Genomic DNA, 22,671 nt, shown 5'->3' with positions numbered 1-22,671 from the left:
AGGAATGTCTTCGAATTACAACATAGGATCGTTTCCTCGATTACCAATTCGATGAGAAGGCGTTTATACGAACTGGAACGGTTCTGTTTCAAGGGCAGATGCCAGGACTTGCGTATCTGTCTTGGCGAGCTGCGCGGCGAGGTAGTCTGCGACGCCGCGCTTCATGACCTTCTCGACGTTATGCCCCACGTCGAGGAGAGCGATCCCCGCTGCGAGCGCATCGTGCGCAGTGTGGTAGTCAATGTCGCCGGTGACCAGCACATCGGCGCCAGCAAAGATGGCGTGCCGCACGTAGCGGCCGCCAGAGCCCCCCAGCACTGCCACCTTGCGGATGGGCCGTGCCAGATCGCCGACGACGCGCACCGTCGGCACGTCGAACACCGCCTTCGCGTGCTCCGTGAGCTCGCGAAGCGTCATAACCGCGGGCAGCTTACCCACGCGGCCCAAACCGAACACTCTACCCTTCAGGTCCATCGGGTAGAGGTCATAGGCCACCTCCTCGTAGGGGTGGGCCTTCAACATTGCAGTAACCGCTTTGCGCTGTACGCTCGCGGTTACGATCGTCTCCACGCGTACCTCTTGTACGCGTTCCAGCTTCCCGACTTCCCCGATAAACGGGTTTGCTCCTTCCTGCGGCAGGAACGTTCCCGTGCCGGGGATGTTGAAACTGCAGGAGCCGTACTGACCGATACCGCCAGCTCCAGCCTTAAACAACGCGTCCAGCACCGCCTCGTGATGCGTCTCAGGAACGAACACGACCAGCTTTTGCAGCTTCTCCGTATGCACATCTTCCAGATGTGCCAAATCCGTTAAGCCCAGCTGATTAGCTAATAAATCATTCACACCGCCTTCAGCCACATCGAGATTCGTATGTGCAATATAGACCGCGATGTCATGTTTAATCAATTTCTCATATAAGCGACCTGCTGGCGTTTCCGTCTGGAGGTGTGCAAGGGGCCGAAAAATGATCGCATGATGTGCGATGATTAAGTTGGCCCCGACGTCAATCGCTTCATCAACGACCGCATCTGTCACATCCAGCGCGATTAGAACCTTGGTAATATCCTTTTGAAGGGTGCCTAATTGTAAGCCAATTTTGTCACCTTCCATGGCATAATGCTTGGGAGCTAACTGTTCAAACATTTGAATTACGGTTTGACCTTTTGCAAGCAAGCGAGAACCTCCTTAATGTCTCTGATCTCTTGACTAACTTGCTCCGCTTTGGCAACGGACGCCTCGGTATTCGACAGTTTCAACTGAGATTGGATCATCGCTAGCTTTTTCAGCTCGCTCTCCCATTTTACAAACCAGATGTCCGCTGCTTCTTTGAGTAAGTAAGGCCCCATCAACAGTAGGCGATCTTTGTTTACGCAAACCCCGCCTGGGATTTGCCATGTTTGATACAGTACTTCAAGCTCAAGCTTTTCCGCTTCAGACGCAGCTTCTGCTGTTAAGATCTCATAGATCTTTCCATCTTCTTCTAAAATCACTTCCGATGTCAATTTCCAGCCGTTCTCCAATAACCAACGACGTACTTGCTCTTCGCCCACATTCGGCTGAAGAATGAGATGCTGAACGCCTGCCAGCTTGGATTTGCCCGCCTCGAGAATGCTAGCCATCAGACTGCCGCCCATACCGGCGATCGTGATGACATTCACTTCTCCCGCCTCGATTACTGCAAGTCCATCGCCAGATCGCACCTGAATAATTTTAGATAAACCCGTTTCCATCACTTGCCGCTTGGCTGCTTCATACGGGCCTGGATTGACCTCTCCCGCAACCGCATACACGATTTGGCCCTTCTGTGCTAAATACGTCGGAAGCAAAGCATGATCGGAACCTATATCAGCAACCTTGGAACCTACAGGCACGCGATCTGCAATCATTTGAAGTCTTTTTGATAATTTCACCATATGCTACATTACCCACTCTACCCATTTTTTACGCAGCAGAAATAACGCCGCGCCTACTGATACTAATTTTGCTGTAAAAGATAATTGAATCATTTTCGCGCTCATCTCTACGTCCATGACGAAGGACATGGCTTCTGGAATAAACCAAACCAAGCCTCCAACTAGCATGAGCACACTTGCCGCTTGCTTATTCGTATGATGTGCAAGCCAAGCCATCCATATAAGCACAACACTCACTGGAAGCCAACTTAATTCAAGCGAAAACCAAGAAGCTTGCGTAAGCTTATGCATCAATAACCAACCATATGTAGCAATAAGTCCAAACCAACCGCAAATTTGAAAAATCGCCATACGGGCAATTAACCCATTAAATAACCAAATACAACTACAGAAAGCTAAATAACCCACATACGTCGTTGAAGCTTGAATGCCTGCTTGATTCATAATATAAATGCCAAGAAGCAACAATGCAATTGAAGCGATACCGCAAAACACAAAGGAAAGCAGCGGCGCCCGTTCAAATTGTCTCTTGGCAATGAAGTAACATATGATGACAAAAAGTGCCGAAATCCCAATTTGCAATGGTAATCCAAAAGAGTTAAAATTAAGAGCAGATAAGGCAAGAGCAGTTACAATGGATAAAATGCTTAACCATATTTTCCAAGAACTGTTTGTCACAGCAGTTGAAGATACACCCAAGATTGAAGCTGGTTTCTCTGTCGTTTCATCTACATATAAATTTAATAGAAAATCACAATACTGCGCGGGAAGCAATTTACTTCTTCGCCAGTGATCAATTTCTCTTACTATGATTTTTCTTTTCTCAGCATCCATTAGATAGCTCACCTTCCTAGCTACATTATCGGTGATTTCATTCGCAGATGTTAGACTATCTTACAAATTATCGCAAAAAAAGACCCCGCCGAATCTGGCAGGGCCCACTCATAGCGATGTTATTCCAAAAAGTCTTTCAATCGTTTACTACGGCTAGGATGTCTCAATTTGCGCAACGCTTTCGCTTCAATTTGACGAATCCGTTCCCGCGTAACACCGAAAACTTTTCCTACTTCTTCTAATGTTCTTGTACGTCCATCATCCAGTCCGAAACGCAAGCGAAGCACATTCTCTTCTCTTTCCGTTAACGTATCAAGCACATCTTCTAACTGTTCTTTCAGAAGCTCGTATGCCGCTGCATCTGCAGGTGCTAATGCCTCTTGATCCTCGATAAAATCCCCTAAATGTGAATCATCTTCTTCACCAATCGGAGTTTCTAAGGAAACAGGCTCTTGGGCGATTTTCATGATTTCACGAACTTTATCTGTGCTCAAATCCATCTCTTTAGCAATTTCTTCTGGCGTCGGTTCGCGCCCTAATTCTTGCAGCAATTGACGGGAAACACGAATCAATTTATTAATTGTTTCCACCATATGTACCGGAATCCGAATCGTTCTCGCTTGATCGGCAATTGCGCGTGTAATCGCTTGACGAATCCACCAGGTCGCATAGGTACTGAATTTATACCCTTTGGTATGATCAAATTTCTCAACGGCTTTGATCAGACCCATATTGCCTTCTTGAATCAAATCGAGAAACAACATGCCACGCCCGACATAACGTTTGGCGATACTTACAACGAGTCTTAAGTTTGCTTCAGCCAAACGACGCTTGGCTTCTTCGTCCCCGTTCTCGATACGCTTGGCCAATCCAACTTCATCTTCCGCAGAGAGAAGCGGTACACGCCCAATTTCCTTCAAGTACATCCGAACAGGATCATTAATTTTAATCCCTGGCGGCAAAGCCAGATCATCATCGAAGTTAAATTCGTCGCGCTCGTTTTCTTCTGGATTCATCGAATCATCATCGGACTCGTTCCCAACATCGATCCCTTGCTCGGAAAGTTGTTCAAAGAACTCATCGATTTGTTCAGGATCCTGATCAAAAGGAGCTAATTTCTCCATGATATCCTTGTAAGTAAGTGAAGACCGCTTCTTCCCTTGTTCGATAAGCTGGTCTTTCACCTGTTCCAAGGTTAATTCTGTCTCTAGTTCTGTACGCTGATCATTCGCCATGGTACGGACTCCCTCCTCCCTAGTCATATCAGTCTATCTAAGATGACTTCAACCGTTTTTCTAGGGCAATAATTTCAATTGCTATTTGTGCAGCTCTAAGATGGTCGCCCGCGCGTTCTGCGCGAACTTGTTCTTCTTTCTTGCGTTCTACTTCTTCTTGCATGGGAACTTTACGAATTTGGCGAATATAGTCGTCAATCACTTGTTCGTTCATTCCATGGCCTGCTCCCATCATAACGATGGAGCTTGCCAAGCTCTCCAGCTGTTCGTCTTGCAGCATGGCAATGTACCGGCTTGCATCGGGCTCTACATACTGAGCGTAGTAAGCATATAAATAAGCAGCTAAGACTGCGTGAGCTTCAACATTAAACTGATCACCCAATTGCGCTTCAACGTGCGCACATACGTCACGATCATGCATCATCACAGCCAAAATTAACCTTTCGGCGTTATGATAGGCTGGTAGTAACGAGGGGGTCTTTTTCCGTGTTCGTTCCGCTGTTCTCCCATTATTCATAACATTATTCCACAGAATTGGTTTATTATCCCCATCCCACCGTTTTTTTTCCGACTGCAGCAAGATTTCATGAAGATCCAACTTCATCGCTTCATACGAGGAATCTGGGAACTCAGATGCTAGCTGTTTGAGATAATGTTCACGTTCCATTGGAGATTGTAAATGACTAATCAATTTCACAGCAGATTGCAGATAACGAAGTCGTTCATCGTCTTCATGCAATTTAAAATTCCTACGGATATATAACAGCTTATATTTCATCGATGGCACGGCAGATCCAATGATCTCCCTTGCGAATCGGTCAAACCCATAATTGCGAATATAATCGTCGGGATCCTTCCCATCTGGCAGCATCGCGACCGTGACTCGGCTACCTGTCTCTTCCAATAAAGGAATGCTCTTATAAGCAGCGGATTGCCCTGCATTGTCGCCATCATAACAGATGACGATTTCATCAGCATTTCGGTTGAGAATGAGTGCATGCTCTTTCGTAAGCGCTGTTCCCATCGAGGCAACACCATTCATGACGCCAGCTTCCCAAGCTTTAATTAAGTCCACATACCCTTCGAAAATAACCGCCTGCTGCTGCTTGCGCATGTTAGGACGAGCTAAATGAAGATTGTATAAGGTTCGACTCTTATTAAAAAGAATTGATTCTGGACTATTTAAATATTTGGGCTGAGCATCTCCCATGGCTCTTCCAGCAAAAGCAATTACTTTACCCGTAGAGTCGCAAATAGGGAACATGATACGTTCGCGGAATTTATCCACGTAACCATGACCTTCATGTTTGGCGGAAAGGAGTCCACCCTTTTCCATGAGTGCTAAATCGAATCCTCGCTTATCCAATTGCTGAACGAGCGTGTCCCACATTAACGGTGCATAACCAATCTGGAAAGTGTCAATCAACTTATCGGATATCCCTCTTGAGGTGAGATAGCCTTTGGCCGCTCTCCCTTGATCGGTGTTGCCCAATACGTAATGATAGAACTTGGCAGCAAACTCATAAGCTTTCAACAATGTTGCTTTCTCCTGTTGCCCCTCGCTCTGTTCCTCGGATAGTTCTTCCCACGTAATGGGGATATCCGCATCTTCTGCGAGCTTTGTAACAGCTTCAGCAAAGCTTAGCCCTTCAATCTCCATAATAAAACGAATCAAGTTTCCGCCTGCCTGACACCCGAAACAACGATAAATTTGTTTCTCCGGCGTCACGGTGAAGGAAGGACTCTTCTCTGAGTGAAAGGGACACAGCCCTTTCATATAATGCCCTTGTTTACTTAAATGTACGTGCCTGCCAATGACATCTACAATATCATGGCGCTTCAGTACAGCCTCAATTACCTCTTCAGGTATGCGTCCGTACCTCATTTCAATCCACCTACAATTCAGGTCGCTTTTCCGACTAAGAAGTATTCGCTACTTCTTTTCGATTTCCTGCAAATATTTTAAAAGTTTTGTCAAACCATGTAGAAAATTTTTACGATCTTCCTCGGTAAATGGCCTGGGGCCTTTTGTATGCTTTCCATTTCTTCGCATTTTGGCAGAGGCATGACGGCGCTCCAGGAGGTAATCAATTGAACTATCGGTATATTCTTGCCCCCGATTCGTTAGACAGATCGAACCCTTCGCTAAGCCTAAGGCGGCAAGCCCGAAGTCCTGTGTCACCAAAATATCTCCTGACCGAATCTGATTCGCAATATATAAATCGACAGATTGATCGGAACGATCGACTTGTACAACCTTAACGCCGGTACTTTCCTTCATCTTGTGATCGTAAGAAGCAACTAGCATAACTTGTACACCAAATTCTCTGCCCGCTTGTTCAATTTCCGCCTTTACAGGGCATGCATCGGCATCCACAATAATAGTTCTGGCAACCACTTGACAGCTCCTGCCTTTTGTTGAAATCTCACCGTACTATTATATACGATGGACATACAAAAAATCCTGCAAGACATGACATAAAAGGAGATTAAACATGTTCGATATGATCCATGATCAAACTTGCCGTTTCTTCTACCGCGCGATTCGATACATCGAAGATGACGCACCCGATTTTACTCATAATTTTATCAGCAAAATCCAGTTCTAGTTTAATACGTTCTACATTGGCATAGGTTGCATTTTCCGCTAAACCTAATGTGCGCAGCCGTTCTTGTCGAATCACGTTCAATTTATCGGGGTCGATACGAAGACCTATAATTTTATCTTTCGGCACGGTATAAATGGCCGCTGGCGGCTGCATTTCAGGTACAAGCGGCACATTGGCTACCTTTAATCTTTTGTGCGCGAGATACATCGATAACGGCGTTTTGGAAGTGCGGGATACGCCCAGCAAAATGATATCTGCCTTCTGAATGCCGCTGAAATCACGGCCATCATCATATTTTACAGCAAATTCGACGGCTTCCACTTTCTTGAAATAGTCCTCATCCAACGGATGAATCATGCCTGGCTGCCGACGCGGCTCTTGGTGCAGCGCATGCCCTAGTGCGGTAACGACAGGTCCCAGTAAATCGATATAAGGAATATCGTACTGGTTGGATTTCGCAATTAAATCATCCCGCAACTCTGGGATAACAAGCGTAAAGACAACAATTCCACCGTGTGTACGAATGGCGTTAATCACTTTATCGATGCCTTCGAAATCATGAATAAAAGGAGCACGTACAATTTCAACAGGAACAGGATGAAACTGCATCGCCGCTGCTCGAACGACGGATTCCCCTGTTTCCCCGACAGAATCCGAAACGACATATACACGCGTAGGTTGTGTGTTATTCATCCATTTAACCCCTTCCAACAGGGACAAGACCCTAAACTGAAAAACCTCACCGATATGCGACTGCACAAGGGCGAGGTGATTTCCAACCATCATATCAAAGCCAGAATCACATGTCAATTTGGCTAGCAGCCGCTAGATATTGTATTTCTCCATTTGTTCAATAAACCCTCTTGATTTCCATTGAACGCCGATATGTACATCCATATAGGTACGCATACAGAGTTTCAGCTGCGCCTTCGTTTCTTCCTTCACCTGTACGGAACCTAATCTGCGCATATCCATCCTTGGAAATAGCCGAAGCAGTTTGTAGGTTCCTTCGCCGATTGGAATCGTCGAAGGGTCTTTATGTCGACAACGCAAGCATAATGTCCCGCCTAACGTTGGGCTGAACGTCGTTAAACCAGCGGTTTCGCCACAAGAAACACAGGCATCAGTGACAGGTAAGTACCCCGCCAAATCAAACATTTTCATCTCATAGAGATGCGTAATAATTTGCATGTCTTTATCTTCTTCTATGGCCATCAAACCCGCACGAAGTTGTTCGAAAAGAAAGGCATTCCCCTCTTCATCCGCTAACATGCGATCGGTCATTTCAGCTAAATAAGAAGCATACGCCGATTTGTGTAAATCTTCGCGAAGCGCATGATGAGCCTCAATGATTTCCGCACCGTTTAATGAGCCCATCTGTCCCCGCTGTTTGAAAAAAACAAAATCGCCGTACGTAAACAGCTGCGTAACGGCGCCATGCTTGCTTTTCAATTTCTTCGCTCCGCGAGCCATAATGCCAACCTTCCCCAGCTCGGGGGTGAATAAACGGATAATTTTGTTCCCTTCACCGTAGTCCATGCTACGAATGACAATTCCCTGGACACTTTGCAGCAATTGGCTTCCCCCATGAAAGCCGCTAACGCCTTATAATCACGTTACATCGTTAGACCGTCGAGCGGCTCTTCGTTACTTTGATCCTCTTCCTGAACTTCCGTATCCATGCCAGGCTCTCCCGTTACTTGTTTGTACAGCAGATAGGCGTCTACATCACCGGTCTTTGAAAAATACGTCCACGAAAAATCTTTCATGTTCAGCATCCTCCCCATCGAACGTGATGTTCATAGGATGTGCAATGGGGGCTTCACTATGCGAATTAAAAACTGGTACTCTCAGGGAATTATGAGCGGTGTGGATTAATCGTGACGGAAACCGAGATCACGCAGAACTCGATCTTGATTTCTCCAATCTTTCTTCACTTTGACCCACAGCTCCAAGAAGGTTTTGGAGCCAAGCAGCGTTTCAATGTCGCGGCGCGCTTGCGTAGCCACTGACTTGAGCAATGCGCCTTGCTTGCCGATAACAATCCCTTTTTGCGAATCGCGCTCGACGAAAATAACAGCAGAGATATGAACAACACCGTTCGATTCCACGCGCATATCTTCGATTTGTACCGCGATCGAATGTGGAATTTCTTCCCGTGTCATATGCAAAATTTTCTCACGAATGAGCTCCGCGCAAACAAATTGCTCTGGATGATCGGTAATTTGATCCGCAGGATAGTATTGAGGACCTTCTGGCAAATAACGAATAATCTGCTCAAGCAGCGTAGTCACGTTATTCCCTTTCAAAGCTGACACCGGAATAATTTCCGCGAAGTTATATAAATCTTTGTACTTTGTGATAATTTCAAGCAATTGCTCTGGTTGGATCAGATCGATTTTGTTCAGTACCAAAATGACAGGTGTTTCGACATTCTTCAATTGCTCAATAATATAACGGTCTCCGCCGCCAATGCCATCCGCAACATCAACTAGGAAAAGTACGGCATCGACTTCGCCCAGTGTTCCATGAGCAACTTTGCTCATATAATCCCCAAGCTTAGACGTAGGTTTATGGATACCAGGTGTATCCAAGAAAACAATTTGACCATTAGCTGACGTATAAACGCCATGAATCTTGTTTCTAGTTGTCTGAGGCTTGTCGGACATAATGGCGATCTTCTGGCCGATAATTTGATTCATTAGCGTTGATTTCCCAACATTAGGCCTTCCGATAATTGCAACAAAGCCTGATTTAAATTCTTGTTTGGCCACTAGTACTTATCCTCCGTTTGTGTGCAAATCTTTCGTTGTAAAAGCGCCAGGCAATAATGCTCCCACGGTCGTTTGAACGAAAGCTCCTTTGAGATTACTTAAATAGACGGGCATTTCTGGACTGCATAGCTCAATCAAAACTTGACGGCAGACCCCGCAAGGTGAAATCGGACCTTCTGTATCTCCTGTTACCGCAATGGCTCGAAATGACCCTTGCGCATGCCCATCTGCTATCGCACGGAACAAAGCTGTTCGCTCTGCACAGTTCGTAGGACCGTAGGCCGCGTTCTCGACATTACAGCCGAAGTGAACATGTCCATTGGCATCCAACAGCGCGGCGCCGACCTTAAAATGAGAATAAGGCGTATAGGCACGCTTCATCGCTTCTTTGGCGAGTTCAATGAGTTGTTGAGGTTCCATCTCCATACCCCGATCCGTTTATTTTGACTAATAGTTAAGTTATAGCATGTTTAGGCATGAAAAAGCGAGGAGCGTCACTACAATGCCAATTAATGCGCCTAAAAATAGCGCGGGGAATGGTCTTGTTTTCTTATCAAATAAGACAATCAAGATAATAATAGAGAGCGTGTAGGCGAGCAGTACGACGATCGTTTGCGCAACAAACACTAGGATAACTGTCGATATGGCAAAAGCAATCGCTGTCAGCAAGCTAGGACGGACGAGCTTCCCTTTGTCAGCAAAGCGTGTCTCAATCACGATCACCGTCAGGATGACTAACGCGATCAGCACCCAGATGGTGCCTGCTGAAATCGGAGTCTCTTCCAATCTCGCATGCCGCAGCAGGCGATCGATCGGTTCATAGAATATAATCATGCCTACGACTACGGCAAATACCGCAGACACCAAAACTGACGCCGCGGCGACGTCCTTGGCGATTTTGGCAAGCGGATGCTGATCAGGCATCGCAAGATCTACCGCTTTTTCAACAGCTGTATTAATAAGTTCGGTAACGATCATTAATGTGACAGCAAGTAAGATAAACAAGATGTCTGTCTTCGATAAATGAATAAGAAGTGCTGCCAGTAGGACCAAAAACGCAACGGTGAAATGAAATTTCATGTTCCGCTGCGTATCTAGTGCATATTTGATTCCTTCATAGGCGTATCGAAAGCTGCTGCGCCATTTCCGGAAACCGCCGGCCATTAGCGCGTCAAGCCTGCCTTCTGTAAAATGTCCTCCTGCTTGGCGAACATCACTCCCTCTTCCTCTTCACTTTGGTGATCATAGCCAATTAGATGCAAGAAACCGTGAACGAATAGGAAGCCAAGCTCCCGTTCCACGGAATGACCGTAATCTTCCGCTTGGGCAATCGCTCGAGGCACCGAAATAATAATATCCCCTAGCGGCTCAATGAACGCCTCAGAAACCGTTTCACCTTCCTCAAGCTCCCCTTCGGCGTCATCCCCATCATCTTCGTAATTAATCTGAATTTCATCATCACCGAACTCGCTCATCGCAAAGGATAGCACATCCGTTGGTTTATCCAAATTGCGATATTGTTTGTTCAAGTCTTGGATCGTTTCATCATCGACGAAAGTGAGTGCAACTTCGCCTTCCGTAACGCCTTCCAGCTCACCCGCGAGCTTCAGAAGCTCTTCTAACTTTTCAATAAATGCAGGAGCGATTTCTTTCACTTCTTGCTCACTGCTCCATGCTAATGTCAAATCAACACTCGCCATGTTAACAACCTCCCTATTTGACCTTCCGCTTAGGCGCCTGGTTTTTTCGTTGTCACTTCACTTGGATATTCAATGCGTGAATGGAAAATGCCGAGCAACGTTTCATTCAGTGTCTTCGCGATCGTATCCAGTTCTTTCAGTGTCAAATCACACTCATTGAACTGTCCGTCATCCAAACGAGACTTAATAATCTTCGTAACCATGGAGTCGATTTGCTCAAGCGTTGGATTACGCAATGAGCGCACAGCGGCTTCAACACTGTCCGCGATCCCTACGATTGCCGCTTCCTTCGACTGAGCTTTCGGACCTGCATAACGGAAATCTTCCTCACGAATTCCTTTCTCACTATTCTCTTCTTGCGCTAGCTTCATCGCTTTATAATAGAAAAAGTGCAGGAGCGTTGTTCCATGATGCTGTTCCGCGATGTCCCGGATGGGCTTCGGCATTTTGAAATCCTTTAGCATCTCAACACCATCACGCGGATGTGCGACAATAATGGACTTGCTCAAGTTCGGATCGATCTTATCGTGCGGATTCTCAATGTTCGTTTGATTTTCGATAAAGTAGCTAGGTCGTTTCGTTTTTCCAATATCGTGATAATAGGAGCCAACCCGGCATAACAAGCCATCTGCGCCAATCGATTCAGCAGCCGCTTCAGAGAGATTCCCCACCATCACACTGTGATGATACGTGCCAGGCGTTTCTGTTAACAACTTGCGCAGCAAAGGATGATTCGGGTTCGATAGCTCCACGAGCTTAAGCGGTGATAGAATGCCGAATGAGGCCTCAAAGAATGGCAGCAGTCCGATCACAAACACAACCGTCGCCAATCCCCCAGCCGTTGCAAAAGCCAAGGACATCAGCACTTCCTTCTGTTGGAAGTGATCCTCCAATAACAGCATCGACGTGATCGTTAACATGGAGAAAAAGGCAATCATGAGACCGGCTTTCAGGATCGTTGCACGCTGACTCGCACGTTGGATCGTAAACACTGCACTAAAGCATCCCACTAAGCTAACCAAACCGAAACGGAAATCAAACAGCAAATCATGCTCGGTGTTGAAAATGATGCTAGCGATAAACGAGAAGATGACTGAAGCGATGAACGCTAGAGGCGCGTCCAACAAAATAGCGATCAGGATGCTTCCCAGTGCGGTTGGTGCCAAATAACCGATAATTGGATACTCTACATTTTGGAGAAAGGAAATAATTTTCATACCTGATATGTTCATGGCGAAAATTAAAATTAACATAACCAATTGGGAATTGTTGTACTTGAGTTCCATCATACTTTGCTTAACGAACATAAACATCACGAAGCATAGAAGTACAGATAGAATACCTAGGCCGACTTGAGGCAAATGATTCGCTTTATCTTTCAACAGCTTTAACTTCTCGAGTCGGGTATAAATTTCTTCCGTGATGACGTCGCCCGCTTTGACGAGCACATCGTTCTTATTGATATAGACAGGCTTCATATTTTCACGAGCTTGTCCTTTGGCATCATCTGTACCCTTTTGATCGAAAAATTTGTTCGGCGTAATCAGCGCCCTTGCAATCTCCGTAACCATTTCACGTGACGTATTCTTGGCCAGCTTCGATGTGTTTACGACTTCGGCAACTTTCGCTCGTGCGGTTTGGGCATCTAAAATCTGATCATTCATCAACTTCGTAACGATATCTTTGGTGACCGGCCGCATTTCCGCCAAGTCTTCTTTCGTTAGCCTTGGCAGTTTGAAATAGACCTCTTCTGGCAGTGGATACTTCTGCTCGTCAAGCCCTGACTGCATTTGCTCCAATAGCAAATCGTTGTATTGACCGCTATTGCGAAGCGTTTTGATCGCATCGTTCGTTAAATCACTGATGATTTGCGGAATCACCCGACGGTAAATGCTAACCTTATCATCGAATTTCACTTCTTCATCGGCATTAATTTGAGATAATTTATCAAAAATAGCATCGCTAATTACTTCATTTTTCAAGTTGACGATTCGGTAGACAGGCTGGACACGTTTTGCAGCATCTTCCTTGGCCTGCTCTGTCGCGACGGCGTTTTCAATTTGTTCAGGGGCATAAATCGTCTTCTCACTCTTCATCCCTAGCGTAATATCAAAGACTTGAGGAACAAGCTTAGCATAAAGAGCGGTATAGAAAATTACCCCCAGCAAGAGAAACATGACCACCCTTATGCCTGTATTGTATTTCCATCCGCTCAGCCGATAATGAAATTTGCCTTTCATCTGCACTTCATTCTTCATTACGGAGGTCATTCCTCTCTGTCTCTCCAACCTAACTTACTTCGTCGTTTCTGCATTATAGGCAACAATTATTTTCTGAACGAGCGAGTGACGAACGACATCCCCCTCATCGAAATGAATAAACCCAATCTCCTCAATGTTGCTGAGTATACGAGATGCTTCAACTAACCCCGAGGACTTACCACGAGGCAAGTCAATTTGCGTAACATCGCCCGTAATAACCATCTTCGAACCGAAGCCCAGCCTTGTCAGAAACATTTTCATTTGCTCTGGCGTTGTGTTCTGCGCTTCGTCCAAAATGATGAACGAATCATCTAACGTACGGCCACGCATATAGGCTAATGGCGCAATTTCGATAAGTCCACGCTCTAACGATTTAGCCACTTGTTCAGGACCTAGGACGTCATTAAGAGCATCATACAATGGGCGTAAATAGGGGTCAACTTTTTCCTGCAAGTCACCTGGAAGGAAGCCTAGACTCTCTCCAGCCTCTACCGCAGGGCGCGTTAGCACAATGCGTTTTACTGCGCCCTCTTTCAATCTAGTGACAGCAAGAACAACAGCCAGATACGTTTTCCCCGTTCCTGCGGGACCAATTCCGAACACTACGTCTTTCTTCCTGATCGTTTCTACATATTTCTTTTGTCCAATCGTTTTGACTCGAATTGGCTTGCCTTTGTGGGTGGACGTGATCTCTCCTTTAAACAAATCAAGCAGTTGTTCTGCTTTCATCTGCTTCGCTAGCTCGACAGCATAATGGACATCACGCTCAGTCAATGTGTAATTATTACGGATGAGCTGCAAAAGAACTTCAAAGAGCTGCTGAAGTGAGTTCACTTCGGCAGCCCTGCCTTGTATCGATATTTCAGCTTCGCGCGTAAAGATTTGAGCATTAATTTCTTGCTCGATAATATATAGAAATTTATCTTGCGGCCCAAATAAAGCAAGTCCCTCAGCCGGGTTTTTTAACGTCATTTTCACAGTTTGCACATTGTCTATCAACAGGCCTCATTCTCCTTGTGTCACAATTGGTTGTACTTCGGCTATATTCTCTTCGACCTCAAAATGAACGTCTATATAAATTTTACCATTCTCTGTTTTTTCATGCAAAATCTTTTCTCCGACAATCCTAGCATCCTCACCTGCGGCCGCGAGCAGTTTGGCCTTCGCTTGATCAATGCCCGTCTGTTTGGCCACTGCAGGTTCCACGGGTTCCTTGATTAAATGAACCTCCTGTACCTTCTCGTGTAGCCAGCCTAGAGGTAGTGAGAATGATCGCCACGCTAACGTTTTGCGCTCTGGAATCGTCTCGAAATGCTCAAACGAAGTTTTGCCATAACCTGTGAGTTGTAAGGCTCTTGTCCCAAAAACGAGATAGCTCCGATGTACAGCTTCGCCTGTGAAGACTTTATATTGTTTCGTAAGCGGAACTTCAATTCGGGAGGTATACCAGACGACTCCCCTTATCTTACCATCTGCGACGACCACTTGGCTATTTTGCTCATCGCCAATCGTACCTGAAATCAGAATGGTCCCTTTTCGCACATACGTATTGGGTTTGACCATCGGTTTGCCTTTCTGCGCTTGGATTACAGTTACTAAGGCACTCTTGGATGCAACGATATTTCTCGGATCACGCAGCTGTGATTTATCTGGAATCGTGGCCTCAACCACCTTGATTGTAATGTGCGTACCGCGAATCTCGACGCCAACCCACGCTGCACGCGGCAGATCTTGCTGAATGGCTCGAGAGAGTTCCTCTGACTTATTCAGTTTGAATTTCCATTGAAATTTATGAATCCCCTGCTTTGAAGCAGCCTGCAAAATATCCCCAGACGCAATCCGGTCGTTACCTTCTACCGACACTTGCCAGACAAGTGAAGTCAGTACATAGATGCCTATGACGAAAGCTATAATCCCTCCAAGGAACACTTTCCTACGGCCAATCCTCTCCATAAAAAAAGGCATACCGAACCGCTCCAAGACATGCAATCTGCAGCCTGTCCTTTTTAGGAGCGGACGAAGTCGAAAGAAATCCTTAATCAGGATGCAGAGCTCGAGCTTCCCCTCTTGGCCAGCTTGAATATCCCAAATGGAGAAACCATCCTCCACCATGGGACGAATCAACCTTTCGCAGTCCTTGCCTCGAATTTGTATGCGCACATAGCCTCGCAATCGGGCAATGAATAGGGATTGTTTCATGATTCAGCCTCCAGTTCCTCGTTCAACCATTACGGTATATATTTCACGTTATCGATAATTCCCTCGATGAAAACTTCCTCCGATAGAATCGCTCGAATGACTAGTTGCCTACCGAATACTTCGAGCGTTCCCTTTGTTAATTCAAGCTTCAGGTTCTCACTGGAAAAATGAAGTACGCCACGGTGATTCTCTACATACAGCTGTACGTTGCCGATCATCGTAATCCGCGGTAAATCCTGTACAACATCTTGGGGAAGATCAAGGATCTTGGCCGTGAACTGGTTCCATTTGCGGGACAAGCGACGCATAGCTGGGCAGTACCCCCTCAACTCGAAGATCGAACATGTAAAATAAACGACTACGCCGCAGCGCATAGACTTTCTACCAAATTATGCGAGTGTGGCTGTTTTTATGTCCGCGCAAGAACTAAAAAAGCACCCTGCTCCAATTCAGTTGGAGAGAGTGCTTCGTGCTTATCGTTTGCGGAAAGGCTTCTTCGATCGCGGCGGGCCCAGAACCTCTGCCCATACGATACCTTGCAGCAATTGTTCGCGATTGGGCCCAGCGGGGAAAACTGACGATTTGGAAATGTCGTTCTCGTAAATAGGTGAATCAGCTGGAACTGCCTTCGCTTTTGGTTCGGTAAACGGTGAAACCTTCGGATCGGTCCGAACTGTCTGTTGAACAGGCGGCGGAGAAGGTTTACGCTGAGAGGGCCTCCTAGCGACCTCTGGGTTGCCACCGAAAGAAGGCATACCTGGCGTCGTATTTTTCGACTGCGAGTGCGCCCTGCGGCTCTGAAGGCGATAAAAGAAGGCAACAGCGATAATGGCCAGGTACCAGTTTTTGAAAAGAAATACGAGTAGCGATTCCATGGGATCACCTCATTGCGTTATTCTTTCTCTGGCTTCCCATCATTCATTTTGCCCAGAGATGATCTCATTTGGGTATCTGATTCAATGTTTTTCAAATTCATATAGTCCATGACTCCTAATTGACCGTTTCGCAGCGCTTCGGCCATCGCAAGGGGAACCTGTGACTCTGACTCGACAACTTTGGCACGCATTTCAATTACTTTAGCCTTCATTTCTTGCTCTGCGGCAACGGCCATTGCGCGGCGTTCTTCGGCTTTCGCTTGCGCGATACGCTTATCTGCTTCTGCTTGTTCCGTTTGCAGATGCGCACCGATATTTTTGCCTACATCCACATCGGCAATATCAATGGATAAGATCTCGAAGGCTGTACCTGCATCTAGTCCTTTGCCAAGTACCGTTCGTGAGATCAAATCTGGATTTTCCAACACATCTTTATGAGATTGGCTGGAACCCACTGTCGTGACGATCCCTTCGCCTACACGAGCGATAATCGTTTCTTCCCCTGCGCCACCAACAAGTCTGTCAATGTTAGCGCGCACCGTTACACGGGCAATAACCTTTACTTCAATCCCGTTTTTCGCTACTGCCGATACATTCGGCGTCTCGATTACGCGCGGATTCACGCTCATTTGCACCGCTTGTAACACATCACGTCCTGCTAGATCAATCGCTGCCGCGCGTTCAAACTCCAAATGAATTTTGGCCCGATGCGCTGCAATCAACGCATTCACGACGCGATCCACATTACCACCCGCTAGAAAATGACTTTCGAGCTGGTTGACGCTCAGATCAATGCCTGCCTTCGTCGCTTTAATCATCGGATTCACAATACGACTGGGTGTTACACGACGCAACCGCATAGCAATTAACGTTATAATGCTAATACGTACACCAGACGCTAAAGCCGAGATCCACAACATGACAGGCACAACACTAAGTAATACCGATAATACAATAATAATGATGGCTGCGAGCAGTACCAAATACAATGCTGGGTCAATCGTCATCGTTTCAATTCCTCCTAGAATGGTAGGTTATGAGTCTAATTCCTTCACGACGACACGAACGCCTTCCACTTGGACAACGATAATGTTTCGTTGCGTGTCGATAAAACTGCCATTCGTGACAACGTCCACACGTTCTCCTTGAATGAGGGCCGTGCCCGCTGGTCTTAATGGTGTAAGCGCCAGCCCTGTTAATCCGATTAATTGTGATTTATCTGGTTGCGAAACAAAACCCTTGCTTGTTGTTAGCTGCTCTTTCAAAATAAACCGATTCCAGACACCGCGATGCTTCCAGTATTTGATCGCTATGCTAACCGCTATGATTGCAACTAGTAGTGCAATACCCAACATCAATCCTGCTTCTTTCGGGTCGGATGACGCCAGCAGCACGCCGCCGAATAAACAGATGGCACCGAGAACACTGAGAATACCGAAGCTAGGAACGACCAATTCAAGGGCAAGCAACACGATGCCGATGATGAACACGGCCAAATCTCCATAGCCTGCAATGCCTGCTAAGTAATAGCCTAGGAAATACAGGGCAAAGCCTGCAACCCCTGCAAGAGCCAACAAACCACCACTGAAAAAAAGCAACTCAAGCGCGATACCAATGATTCCTACCATTAACAATACGGTAGCTGTTACAGGATGAGTCAGAAAGGCGGATAAGTTATCAAGAAACATCTTTCTTCACTCCTTTCCCAAAGACTTCCATCATAAGGTATGTACGTAATATTGTATGACTTGTTTCAAAATTTATTAGATGAAAAAAGACCGAGTGGAACGATCCGCTCGGTCTTTAACTAACATATTTGGGATTAACCTAATAATTGTTGAACTAACTGATTCAAAACTTTACCATCAGCGCGTCCTTTAACCTGAGGCATCAAAGCCGTCATCACCTTGCCCATATCCGCTTTGGAAGAAGCACCAATTTGCTGGATGGTCTGCTGTACAATGGCTTTCACTTCTTCCTCAGAAAGCTGTTGCGGCATGTACTCAGCTAGAATAGCAAGTTCCGCCGTCAGGTTGTCGGCTAGATCGTCACGACCTGCCTTCGTAAATTCTTGGAGGGAATCCTTACGCTGTTTGATTTCACGAGTTAGAACATCAAGCACTTCATTGTCGTCTAAGGGTCTTTTCAGATCAATCTCAGAATTCTTAATCGTAGAACGCACCATTCGAATTACAGAGAGCTTAAACTTGTCCTGACTCTTCATCGCTTGTTTCATATCTTCGTTCAATCTATCGCTTAAGCTCATGTTGCCTCCTAGAACTTTCTTTTGCGAGCAGCCTCAGATTTAAGCTTACGCTTAACGCTAGGCTTGTCATAATGCTTACGTTTCTTAACTTCTGCAAGAACGCCATCCTTAGCGATGGAACGCTTAAAGCGACGAAGTGCAGCATCTATAGTTTCGTTCTTACGAACTCGAGTTTCTGACAACAGTTTTCCCTCCCTCCGAACAGACCATCTAAGACAAAACGGTTCATCAAATCTCATTATAGGTGATAGTAATTAGGGTGTCAATCGCAAACCTAATGTTTCCTAATAGGAATGTTTAGTTATGAACACCTAGAGGAGCTAATCTTGCGCCAGCCATCAAATGATAATGCAAATGGTGAACAATTTGGCCAGCATTATCTCCAATATTCGTAACTACACGATAACCAGACTGTTCGACGTCTAGTTCTCTAGCAATTTGCGCAGCAACGCGTTGCATTTGCCCAACTACCGCCCAATCCTCCGTTTCACCTGCAGCCAAAGATGCAAAGTGCTTCTTCGGAATGATGAGAACATGAATCGGTGCTGCTGGCTGGATGTCATGAAAAGCTAGAATATGCTCATCTTCATAGACTTTTTTAGAGGGAAGGTCCCCGGCAATAATTTTACAAAAAACACAATCTGACATGGATCCGATCGTCCCCCCGACATTGGATAACTACTTACTTATAAGTTTATCGGAAAGCCATCAAAAAATCCAATCCAAATTATATTGCATTAACGGTGAGGTTGGCTTTTGAGGGATTGGTGAATCTTCTTCCACTTCGCTTTCTCCGCGGCTTGCAAGCCCTTGTCTTCCTTCCGAGCTAAATAGGCTAATTCCTTCTGCAATTTCACATAACTCTGGAATCGCTCAGCAGCCAACGCGCCTTGTTCTAAAGCAGCTTTCACAGCGCACTTGGGTTCATTCTCGTGCTTACAATCTTGGAAGAAACATTGCTCAGTGAGCTCCTCAACATCTTGAAAGGAGGTCCCTATTCCTTCTGAGGCATTCCACAATTGAAGTTCCCTCATACCAGGCGTATCTATTAAAATGCCCCCATCCGGCAGCAAAATAAGCTCACGATGCGTTGTGGTATGTTTTCCTTTGTCATCACCAAGACGAATATCACCTGTATTTAAAATATCCCTGCCATAGACTCGATTGACTAAGGTGGATTTCCCAACACCTGACGACCCTAGCAGAGCAACCGTGCTGCCAGGTGACATATAGTCTCTCAATTCATCCAAGCCGCGGTTTTCCGCAGAAGAGATAATATGAATTGGAACACCAATCGCCACGGAAGCGACTTCGGCAGCCAGTTCATTTGGATTGGGGCAAAGATCGGCTTTACTCAATACAATGACTGGATTGGCCCCGCTTTCCCAAGCCATAACCAAGTACCGTTCCATTCGGCGAACATTAAAATCTTGATTAAGTGCCATGACGAGAAAAACGGTATCTACATTCGCAGCAACGATTTGTTCTTCAATGACTTGACCCGCCACTTTGCGGGAAAACTTACTTCGACGAGGTAGAATGCCATGGATGACCGCGCGCTGCTCTCCTTCCCTGAGGGAAGCCACGACCCAGTCGCCTACGGCAGGATAATCCTCCCGTCGTTCAGCATTGTGACGCATTTTGCCAGACACTTCAGCTAGCATTTCACCAGCTTCCGTCTGAATTCGGTACATATGCTTATGCTCCAATGAGACGCGGCCTGCCACATAGCCTTCTTCATTCCATCGCGACTCCCAGCTTTTTTCAAAAAAAGAATGCCAACCTAGTTCGACTTTGTTCAAGTGGTACTTTCATCCTTTCGAGCTGATCTTACTCAGAGTATATACCTATCCACTGTACCTCACACGGGAAAGAATGGTTAAGGCTAAATTATCCTTTACATCTGCAACGCCATTCGAACAGAGGTCAATTCATTTGTAGACTCTAAGTCTACTTTTGCATATAATAGGGATAAATGGATCGCCAGAATGGAGTGATCGGATGAGCCAGTTCATGAGAGCTTCCACCCGCAAAAAGCGGGATGTCATGATGGATGTCGCCCTTGCCATGTTCATGGAGAAAGGCTATGAAAATGTGTCGGTTGACGATATCATCGCCGCTACGAGCACATCAAAGGGTACCTTTTATCATTATTTTAAAAGTAAAGATGCCATTATTTCCGCTCTATTTAGCAAGCAGATTCAATTGATCCAAGACTGGGTAAAACAACCTCCCTCGAAGGTCCAATCGCTTGAGGGACACATCAATCGTTTGTTTTTAGACTTAGCGTCGAACATTCGACTCTCCCCAAGACTGATACGCAGTTTGCAGGCTCTTTCCCTACAAAATGAAACCGTGAAGCTGGAAGAACAGCATCAACTCGATGTTTTAACCGAAAGCTTGCTGCACTGGCTCCCAGATCCAACCAAAATTGAATTACTCGTCTGCATGTATGCAGGAACGATTCGCACATGGTGCAATCAGGAACATGCCGATCTCGTCACGATGATGAGAAACAATCTAGCCTGGTTATGGGTAGGTCTTCGTTCTGAAGCCCCTCAGGCGTCCCTGCAAGTAGATCTAGTCCCCAAGGAGGAAAACATCATGAAAATAGCTATTATTGGCGGAGGACTTGCCGGCCTTACAGCTGCTGCTTATTTATCCGAAAATCCACACGTAGAAGGGATTCTATTCGAGAGAAGTCCGCAACTTGGCGGGCGCGCTTTTACGTATGAAAAGGCTGGATTCACACTTAACTACGGGGCTCATGCGATTTATGGCATCGATCGTCATACAATTACGAATATGGAACGAGAACTGGGGCTTTCTTTTTCCTCCAAACAAGTTGATAAACGCAAGGTTGTATATGCGAAGCATGACCAACTGACAACTGCACCTCTGGATGCGATCAATCTGCTGAGAACGGATCTGCTGAACACCGCCCAAAAGGTTCGTTTTGTAGGTGAAATCGCCGCGATTATCGCGAATATACACAATATCAAAAATTATGCAACATTAGCTGACTACTTGGCGGAATCGAATGCAGATGAAGATGTAAAAGAGCTTTGGGAGCACCTGGTTTGCTCGAACTTCTTTATCACCCCAGAGGATGCGCGGAACGTTTCTGGAGCGGTAATCAGCGAGTATTACCATAACTTGTTCCTTTCCAGTAAGCCCGTCAATTATATTCTTGGCAGCTGGGCTGTGATCACGAATCAGTTAAAACAAAAGGTGACAGCAACCGGCAAATGGGAAATCGCTCTTCAAGAAGGCGTCGATGGCCTGCGGTATGAAGATCGCAAATTCGTTTTGAAAACAAAAACTCGTGAAATGGCGTTCGATAAGGTAATTTTCGCTATGCCTGTTCAGCAGGTTGTAAAATTGTTAAAAGGCACGGCATGGGAGCCATTCCTCGCACCATATGAGGCAAACACAGCTACTGAGGTTATGGTTTATGATATCGGGCTTAGCCAAGTTGTCGCAAGACCGTTTAGTTATATCAGCGACATGGATAACAAATTGTTCATCAGCGACGTTTCCGCGACTGACCATACGCTCGTTCCTGATGGCGGCCAATTGCTGCAAGGGATCGCTTACCTCAGTGACCAATTCGAGAGTGAAGAAGAACGGAAAGCATACTTGGATAATAAAACAGCACAGATGGAAAATCTGTTTGATAAGCACTATCCTGGCTGGCGCGATGTCACAGCGGTTAAGCGTGTCTCCAAAAAAGCGATGGTATCCAGCGTAAAAAACATTTCTACCAACCGATTGCTCCCAATCCGCGTTGAAAATATTCCTTTCTACTTCTGTGGCGACGGCTGCACAGGGAAAGGCGAGCTCGCAGAACGTGCTTTCTCGAGTGCGCGTACCGCGGCGTTAGCGATTGTGCAGGAAGTTGAGCAAGCTTTGCAGCATGTGTAGGAAGAGCTTTGAATAACTAATAAACGCGTATATTTAAAAAGCTGCTCATCTCTGACTTGTGTCAGTAGGTGAGCAGCTTTT

25 protein-coding genes are annotated in these 22,671 nt (G+C 45.9%); 1 reads left to right on the top strand and 24 read right to left on the bottom strand.

The features are described from left to right. Positions 1-63 precede the first annotated feature (63 nt). The 24 genes from MJB10_RS09995 to rsgA form a co-directional block, all read right to left on the bottom strand. Positions 64-1,173, bottom strand: a complete 1,110-nt coding sequence (locus tag MJB10_RS09995) for a Nif3-like dinuclear metal center hexameric protein (RefSeq protein WP_314804223.1) — start codon at positions 1,171-1,173, stop codon at positions 64-66. Then, positions 1,149-1,913, bottom strand: coding sequence for a tRNA (adenine(22)-N(1))-methyltransferase (locus MJB10_RS09990; RefSeq protein WP_314804220.1), 765 nt, complete (start codon positions 1,911-1,913; stop codon positions 1,149-1,151). Before MJB10_RS09990 ends, MJB10_RS09995 begins: the two co-directional genes overlap by 25 nt. A 3-nt stretch (positions 1,914-1,916) precedes the next feature. After that, positions 1,917-2,747: a hypothetical protein gene (locus tag MJB10_RS09985; RefSeq protein WP_314804217.1), complete on the bottom strand. Its 831-nt coding sequence runs from the start codon at positions 2,745-2,747 to the stop codon at positions 1,917-1,919. 119 nt (positions 2,748-2,866) lie between these two features. Then, a complete protein-coding gene (rpoD, locus tag MJB10_RS09980; RefSeq protein ID WP_314804214.1) occupies positions 2,867-3,982 on the bottom strand; it encodes an RNA polymerase sigma factor RpoD in 1,116 nt (371 codons plus the stop codon). Between the two features lie 37 nt (positions 3,983-4,019). Continuing rightward, a complete protein-coding gene (dnaG, locus tag MJB10_RS09975; RefSeq protein ID WP_314804211.1) occupies positions 4,020-5,867 on the bottom strand; it encodes a DNA primase in 1,848 nt (615 codons plus the stop codon). 48 nt (positions 5,868-5,915) lie between these two features. Continuing rightward, the gene (locus MJB10_RS09970) at positions 5,916-6,380 is read right to left on the bottom strand and encodes a YaiI/YqxD family protein (protein WP_314804208.1); all 465 of its coding nucleotides are present in this window, start codon (positions 6,378-6,380) and stop codon (positions 5,916-5,918) included. 91 nt (positions 6,381-6,471) lie between these two features. Continuing rightward, positions 6,472-7,284, bottom strand: a complete 813-nt coding sequence (locus MJB10_RS09965) for a pyruvate, water dikinase regulatory protein (protein ID WP_314804206.1) — start codon at positions 7,282-7,284, stop codon at positions 6,472-6,474. 132 nt (positions 7,285-7,416) lie between these two features. Continuing rightward, on the bottom strand, positions 7,417-8,166 hold the full coding sequence (recO, locus tag MJB10_RS09960; RefSeq protein WP_314804203.1) for a DNA repair protein RecO: 750 nt from the start codon (positions 8,164-8,166) through the stop codon (positions 7,417-7,419). Positions 8,167-8,207: 41 nt separating this feature from the next. Then, positions 8,208-8,360, bottom strand: a complete 153-nt coding sequence (locus MJB10_RS09955; protein WP_314804199.1) for a YqzL family protein — start codon at positions 8,358-8,360, stop codon at positions 8,208-8,210. Between the two features lie 105 nt (positions 8,361-8,465). Continuing rightward, entirely contained in the window at positions 8,466-9,365 is a 900-nt protein-coding gene (gene era / locus MJB10_RS09950; RefSeq protein ID WP_314804196.1) for a GTPase Era, read from the bottom strand. Positions 9,366-9,371: 6 nt separating this feature from the next. Continuing rightward, the gene (gene cdd / locus MJB10_RS09945) at positions 9,372-9,785 is read right to left on the bottom strand and encodes a cytidine deaminase (protein WP_314804193.1); all 414 of its coding nucleotides are present in this window, start codon (positions 9,783-9,785) and stop codon (positions 9,372-9,374) included. A 39-nt stretch (positions 9,786-9,824) separates the two neighbouring features. After that, positions 9,825-10,529 carry a diacylglycerol kinase gene (locus tag MJB10_RS09940; RefSeq protein ID WP_314804190.1) on the bottom strand — a complete coding sequence of 235 codons (705 nt, stop codon included), beginning with the start codon at positions 10,527-10,529 and terminating at the stop codon, positions 9,825-9,827. Continuing rightward, entirely contained in the window at positions 10,529-11,065 is a 537-nt protein-coding gene (gene ybeY / locus MJB10_RS09935; RefSeq protein ID WP_314804186.1) for an rRNA maturation RNase YbeY, read from the bottom strand. Before ybeY ends, MJB10_RS09940 begins: the two co-directional genes overlap by 1 nt. 29 nt (positions 11,066-11,094) lie before the next feature. Further along, on the bottom strand, positions 11,095-13,323 hold the full coding sequence (locus MJB10_RS09930) for an HD family phosphohydrolase (RefSeq protein WP_314805554.1): 2,229 nt from the start codon (positions 13,321-13,323) through the stop codon (positions 11,095-11,097). A gap of 36 nt (positions 13,324-13,359) precedes the next feature. After that, positions 13,360-14,298, bottom strand: coding sequence for a PhoH family protein (locus MJB10_RS09925; RefSeq protein WP_397386623.1), 939 nt, complete (start codon positions 14,296-14,298; stop codon positions 13,360-13,362). Between the two features lie 33 nt (positions 14,299-14,331). Beyond that, positions 14,332-15,525, bottom strand: coding sequence for a sporulation protein YqfD (gene yqfD / locus MJB10_RS09920; RefSeq protein ID WP_314804164.1), 1,194 nt, complete (start codon positions 15,523-15,525; stop codon positions 14,332-14,334). A 29-nt stretch (positions 15,526-15,554) separates the two neighbouring features. Further along, positions 15,555-15,833, bottom strand: coding sequence for a sporulation protein YqfC (gene yqfC / locus MJB10_RS09915; protein ID WP_314804162.1), 279 nt, complete (start codon positions 15,831-15,833; stop codon positions 15,555-15,557). A 165-nt stretch (positions 15,834-15,998) separates the two neighbouring features. Next, positions 15,999-16,400: a hypothetical protein gene (locus MJB10_RS09910; protein WP_314804159.1), complete on the bottom strand. Its 402-nt coding sequence runs from the start codon at positions 16,398-16,400 to the stop codon at positions 15,999-16,001. Between the two features lie 17 nt (positions 16,401-16,417). Continuing rightward, positions 16,418-17,407 (bottom strand): flotillin-like protein FloA, encoded by a 990-nt coding sequence (gene floA, locus MJB10_RS09905; RefSeq protein WP_397386589.1) that lies wholly within the window; start codon positions 17,405-17,407, stop codon positions 16,418-16,420. A 27-nt stretch (positions 17,408-17,434) separates the two neighbouring features. Next, positions 17,435-18,088, bottom strand: coding sequence for an NfeD family protein (locus MJB10_RS09900; RefSeq protein WP_314804156.1), 654 nt, complete (start codon positions 18,086-18,088; stop codon positions 17,435-17,437). A 134-nt stretch (positions 18,089-18,222) separates the two neighbouring features. Further along, complete coding sequence (locus tag MJB10_RS09895) at positions 18,223-18,666, bottom strand: GatB/YqeY domain-containing protein (RefSeq protein ID WP_314804153.1); 444 nt, start codon at positions 18,664-18,666, stop codon at positions 18,223-18,225. Between the two features lie 8 nt (positions 18,667-18,674). Continuing rightward, complete coding sequence (rpsU, locus tag MJB10_RS09890) at positions 18,675-18,848, bottom strand: 30S ribosomal protein S21 (protein ID WP_028558020.1); 174 nt, start codon at positions 18,846-18,848, stop codon at positions 18,675-18,677. A gap of 115 nt (positions 18,849-18,963) precedes the next feature. After that, positions 18,964-19,314 carry a histidine triad nucleotide-binding protein gene (locus MJB10_RS09885; RefSeq protein ID WP_314804146.1) on the bottom strand — a complete coding sequence of 117 codons (351 nt, stop codon included), beginning with the start codon at positions 19,312-19,314 and terminating at the stop codon, positions 18,964-18,966. Between the two features lie 89 nt (positions 19,315-19,403). Next, on the bottom strand, positions 19,404-20,468 hold the full coding sequence (gene rsgA / locus MJB10_RS09880) for a ribosome small subunit-dependent GTPase A (RefSeq protein WP_314804144.1): 1,065 nt from the start codon (positions 20,466-20,468) through the stop codon (positions 19,404-19,406). 211 nt (positions 20,469-20,679) lie between these two features. On the opposite strand from rsgA, the gene MJB10_RS09875 reads away from it, so the two are divergent. After that, positions 20,680-22,590: an FAD-dependent oxidoreductase gene (locus MJB10_RS09875; protein ID WP_314804142.1), complete on the top strand. Its 1,911-nt coding sequence runs from the start codon at positions 20,680-20,682 to the stop codon at positions 22,588-22,590. Positions 22,591-22,671: the final 81 nt, after the last annotated feature.

This window comes from Paenibacillus sp. MBLB1832 (assembly GCF_032271945.1).
Taxonomy (GTDB): Bacteria; Bacillota; Bacilli; order Paenibacillales; family NBRC-103111; genus Paenibacillus_E; species Paenibacillus_E roseopurpureus.
This window is presented reverse-complemented; position numbering and strand designations above follow the sequence as displayed.

What these genes read in the sequence shown, in the direction of transcription:
- MJB10_RS09990 (WP_314804220.1), bottom strand. Translation starts at nt 1,913, where the DNA reads ATGGTGAAATTATCAAAAAGACTTCAAATGATTGCAGATCGCGTGCCT.
- MJB10_RS09985 (WP_314804217.1), bottom strand. Translation starts at nt 2,747, where the DNA reads ATGGATGCTGAGAAAAGAAAAATCATAGTAAGAGAAATTGATCACTGG.
- rpoD (WP_314804214.1), bottom strand. Translation starts at nt 3,982, where the DNA reads ATGGCGAATGATCAGCGTACAGAACTAGAGACAGAATTAACCTTGGAA.
- dnaG (WP_314804211.1), bottom strand. Translation starts at nt 5,867, where the DNA reads ATGAGGTACGGACGCATACCTGAAGAGGTAATTGAGGCTGTACTGAAG.
- MJB10_RS09965 (WP_314804206.1), bottom strand. Translation starts at nt 7,284, where the DNA reads ATGAATAACACACAACCTACGCGTGTATATGTCGTTTCGGATTCTGTC.
- MJB10_RS09955 (WP_314804199.1), bottom strand. Translation starts at nt 8,360, where the DNA reads ATGAAAGATTTTTCGTGGACGTATTTTTCAAAGACCGGTGATGTAGAC.
- cdd (WP_314804193.1), bottom strand. Translation starts at nt 9,785, where the DNA reads ATGGAACCTCAACAACTCATTGAACTCGCCAAAGAAGCGATGAAGCGT.
- MJB10_RS09940 (WP_314804190.1), bottom strand. Translation starts at nt 10,529, where the DNA reads ATGGCCGGCGGTTTCCGGAAATGGCGCAGCAGCTTTCGATACGCCTAT.
- ybeY (WP_314804186.1), bottom strand. Translation starts at nt 11,065, where the DNA reads ATGGCGAGTGTTGATTTGACATTAGCATGGAGCAGTGAGCAAGAAGTG.
- MJB10_RS09930 (WP_314805554.1), bottom strand. Translation starts at nt 13,323, where the DNA reads ATGAAGAATGAAGTGCAGATGAAAGGCAAATTTCATTATCGGCTGAGC.
- MJB10_RS09925 (WP_397386623.1), bottom strand. Translation starts at nt 14,298, where the DNA reads ATGACGTTAAAAAACCCGGCTGAGGGACTTGCTTTATTTGGGCCGCAA.
- yqfD (WP_314804164.1), bottom strand. Translation starts at nt 15,525, where the DNA reads ATGAAACAATCCCTATTCATTGCCCGATTGCGAGGCTATGTGCGCATA.
- yqfC (WP_314804162.1), bottom strand. Translation starts at nt 15,833, where the DNA reads ATGCGTCGCTTGTCCCGCAAATGGAACCAGTTCACGGCCAAGATCCTT.
- MJB10_RS09910 (WP_314804159.1), bottom strand. Translation starts at nt 16,400, where the DNA reads ATGGAATCGCTACTCGTATTTCTTTTCAAAAACTGGTACCTGGCCATT.
- floA (WP_397386589.1), bottom strand. Translation starts at nt 17,407, where the DNA reads ATGACGATTGACCCAGCATTGTATTTGGTACTGCTCGCAGCCATCATT.
- MJB10_RS09900 (WP_314804156.1), bottom strand. Translation starts at nt 18,088, where the DNA reads ATGTTTCTTGATAACTTATCCGCCTTTCTGACTCATCCTGTAACAGCT.
- MJB10_RS09895 (WP_314804153.1), bottom strand. Translation starts at nt 18,666, where the DNA reads ATGAGCTTAAGCGATAGATTGAACGAAGATATGAAACAAGCGATGAAG.
- MJB10_RS09885 (WP_314804146.1), bottom strand. Translation starts at nt 19,314, where the DNA reads ATGTCAGATTGTGTTTTTTGTAAAATTATTGCCGGGGACCTTCCCTCT.
- MJB10_RS09875 (WP_314804142.1), top strand. Translation starts at nt 20,680, where the DNA reads ATGAGAGCTTCCACCCGCAAAAAGCGGGATGTCATGATGGATGTCGCC.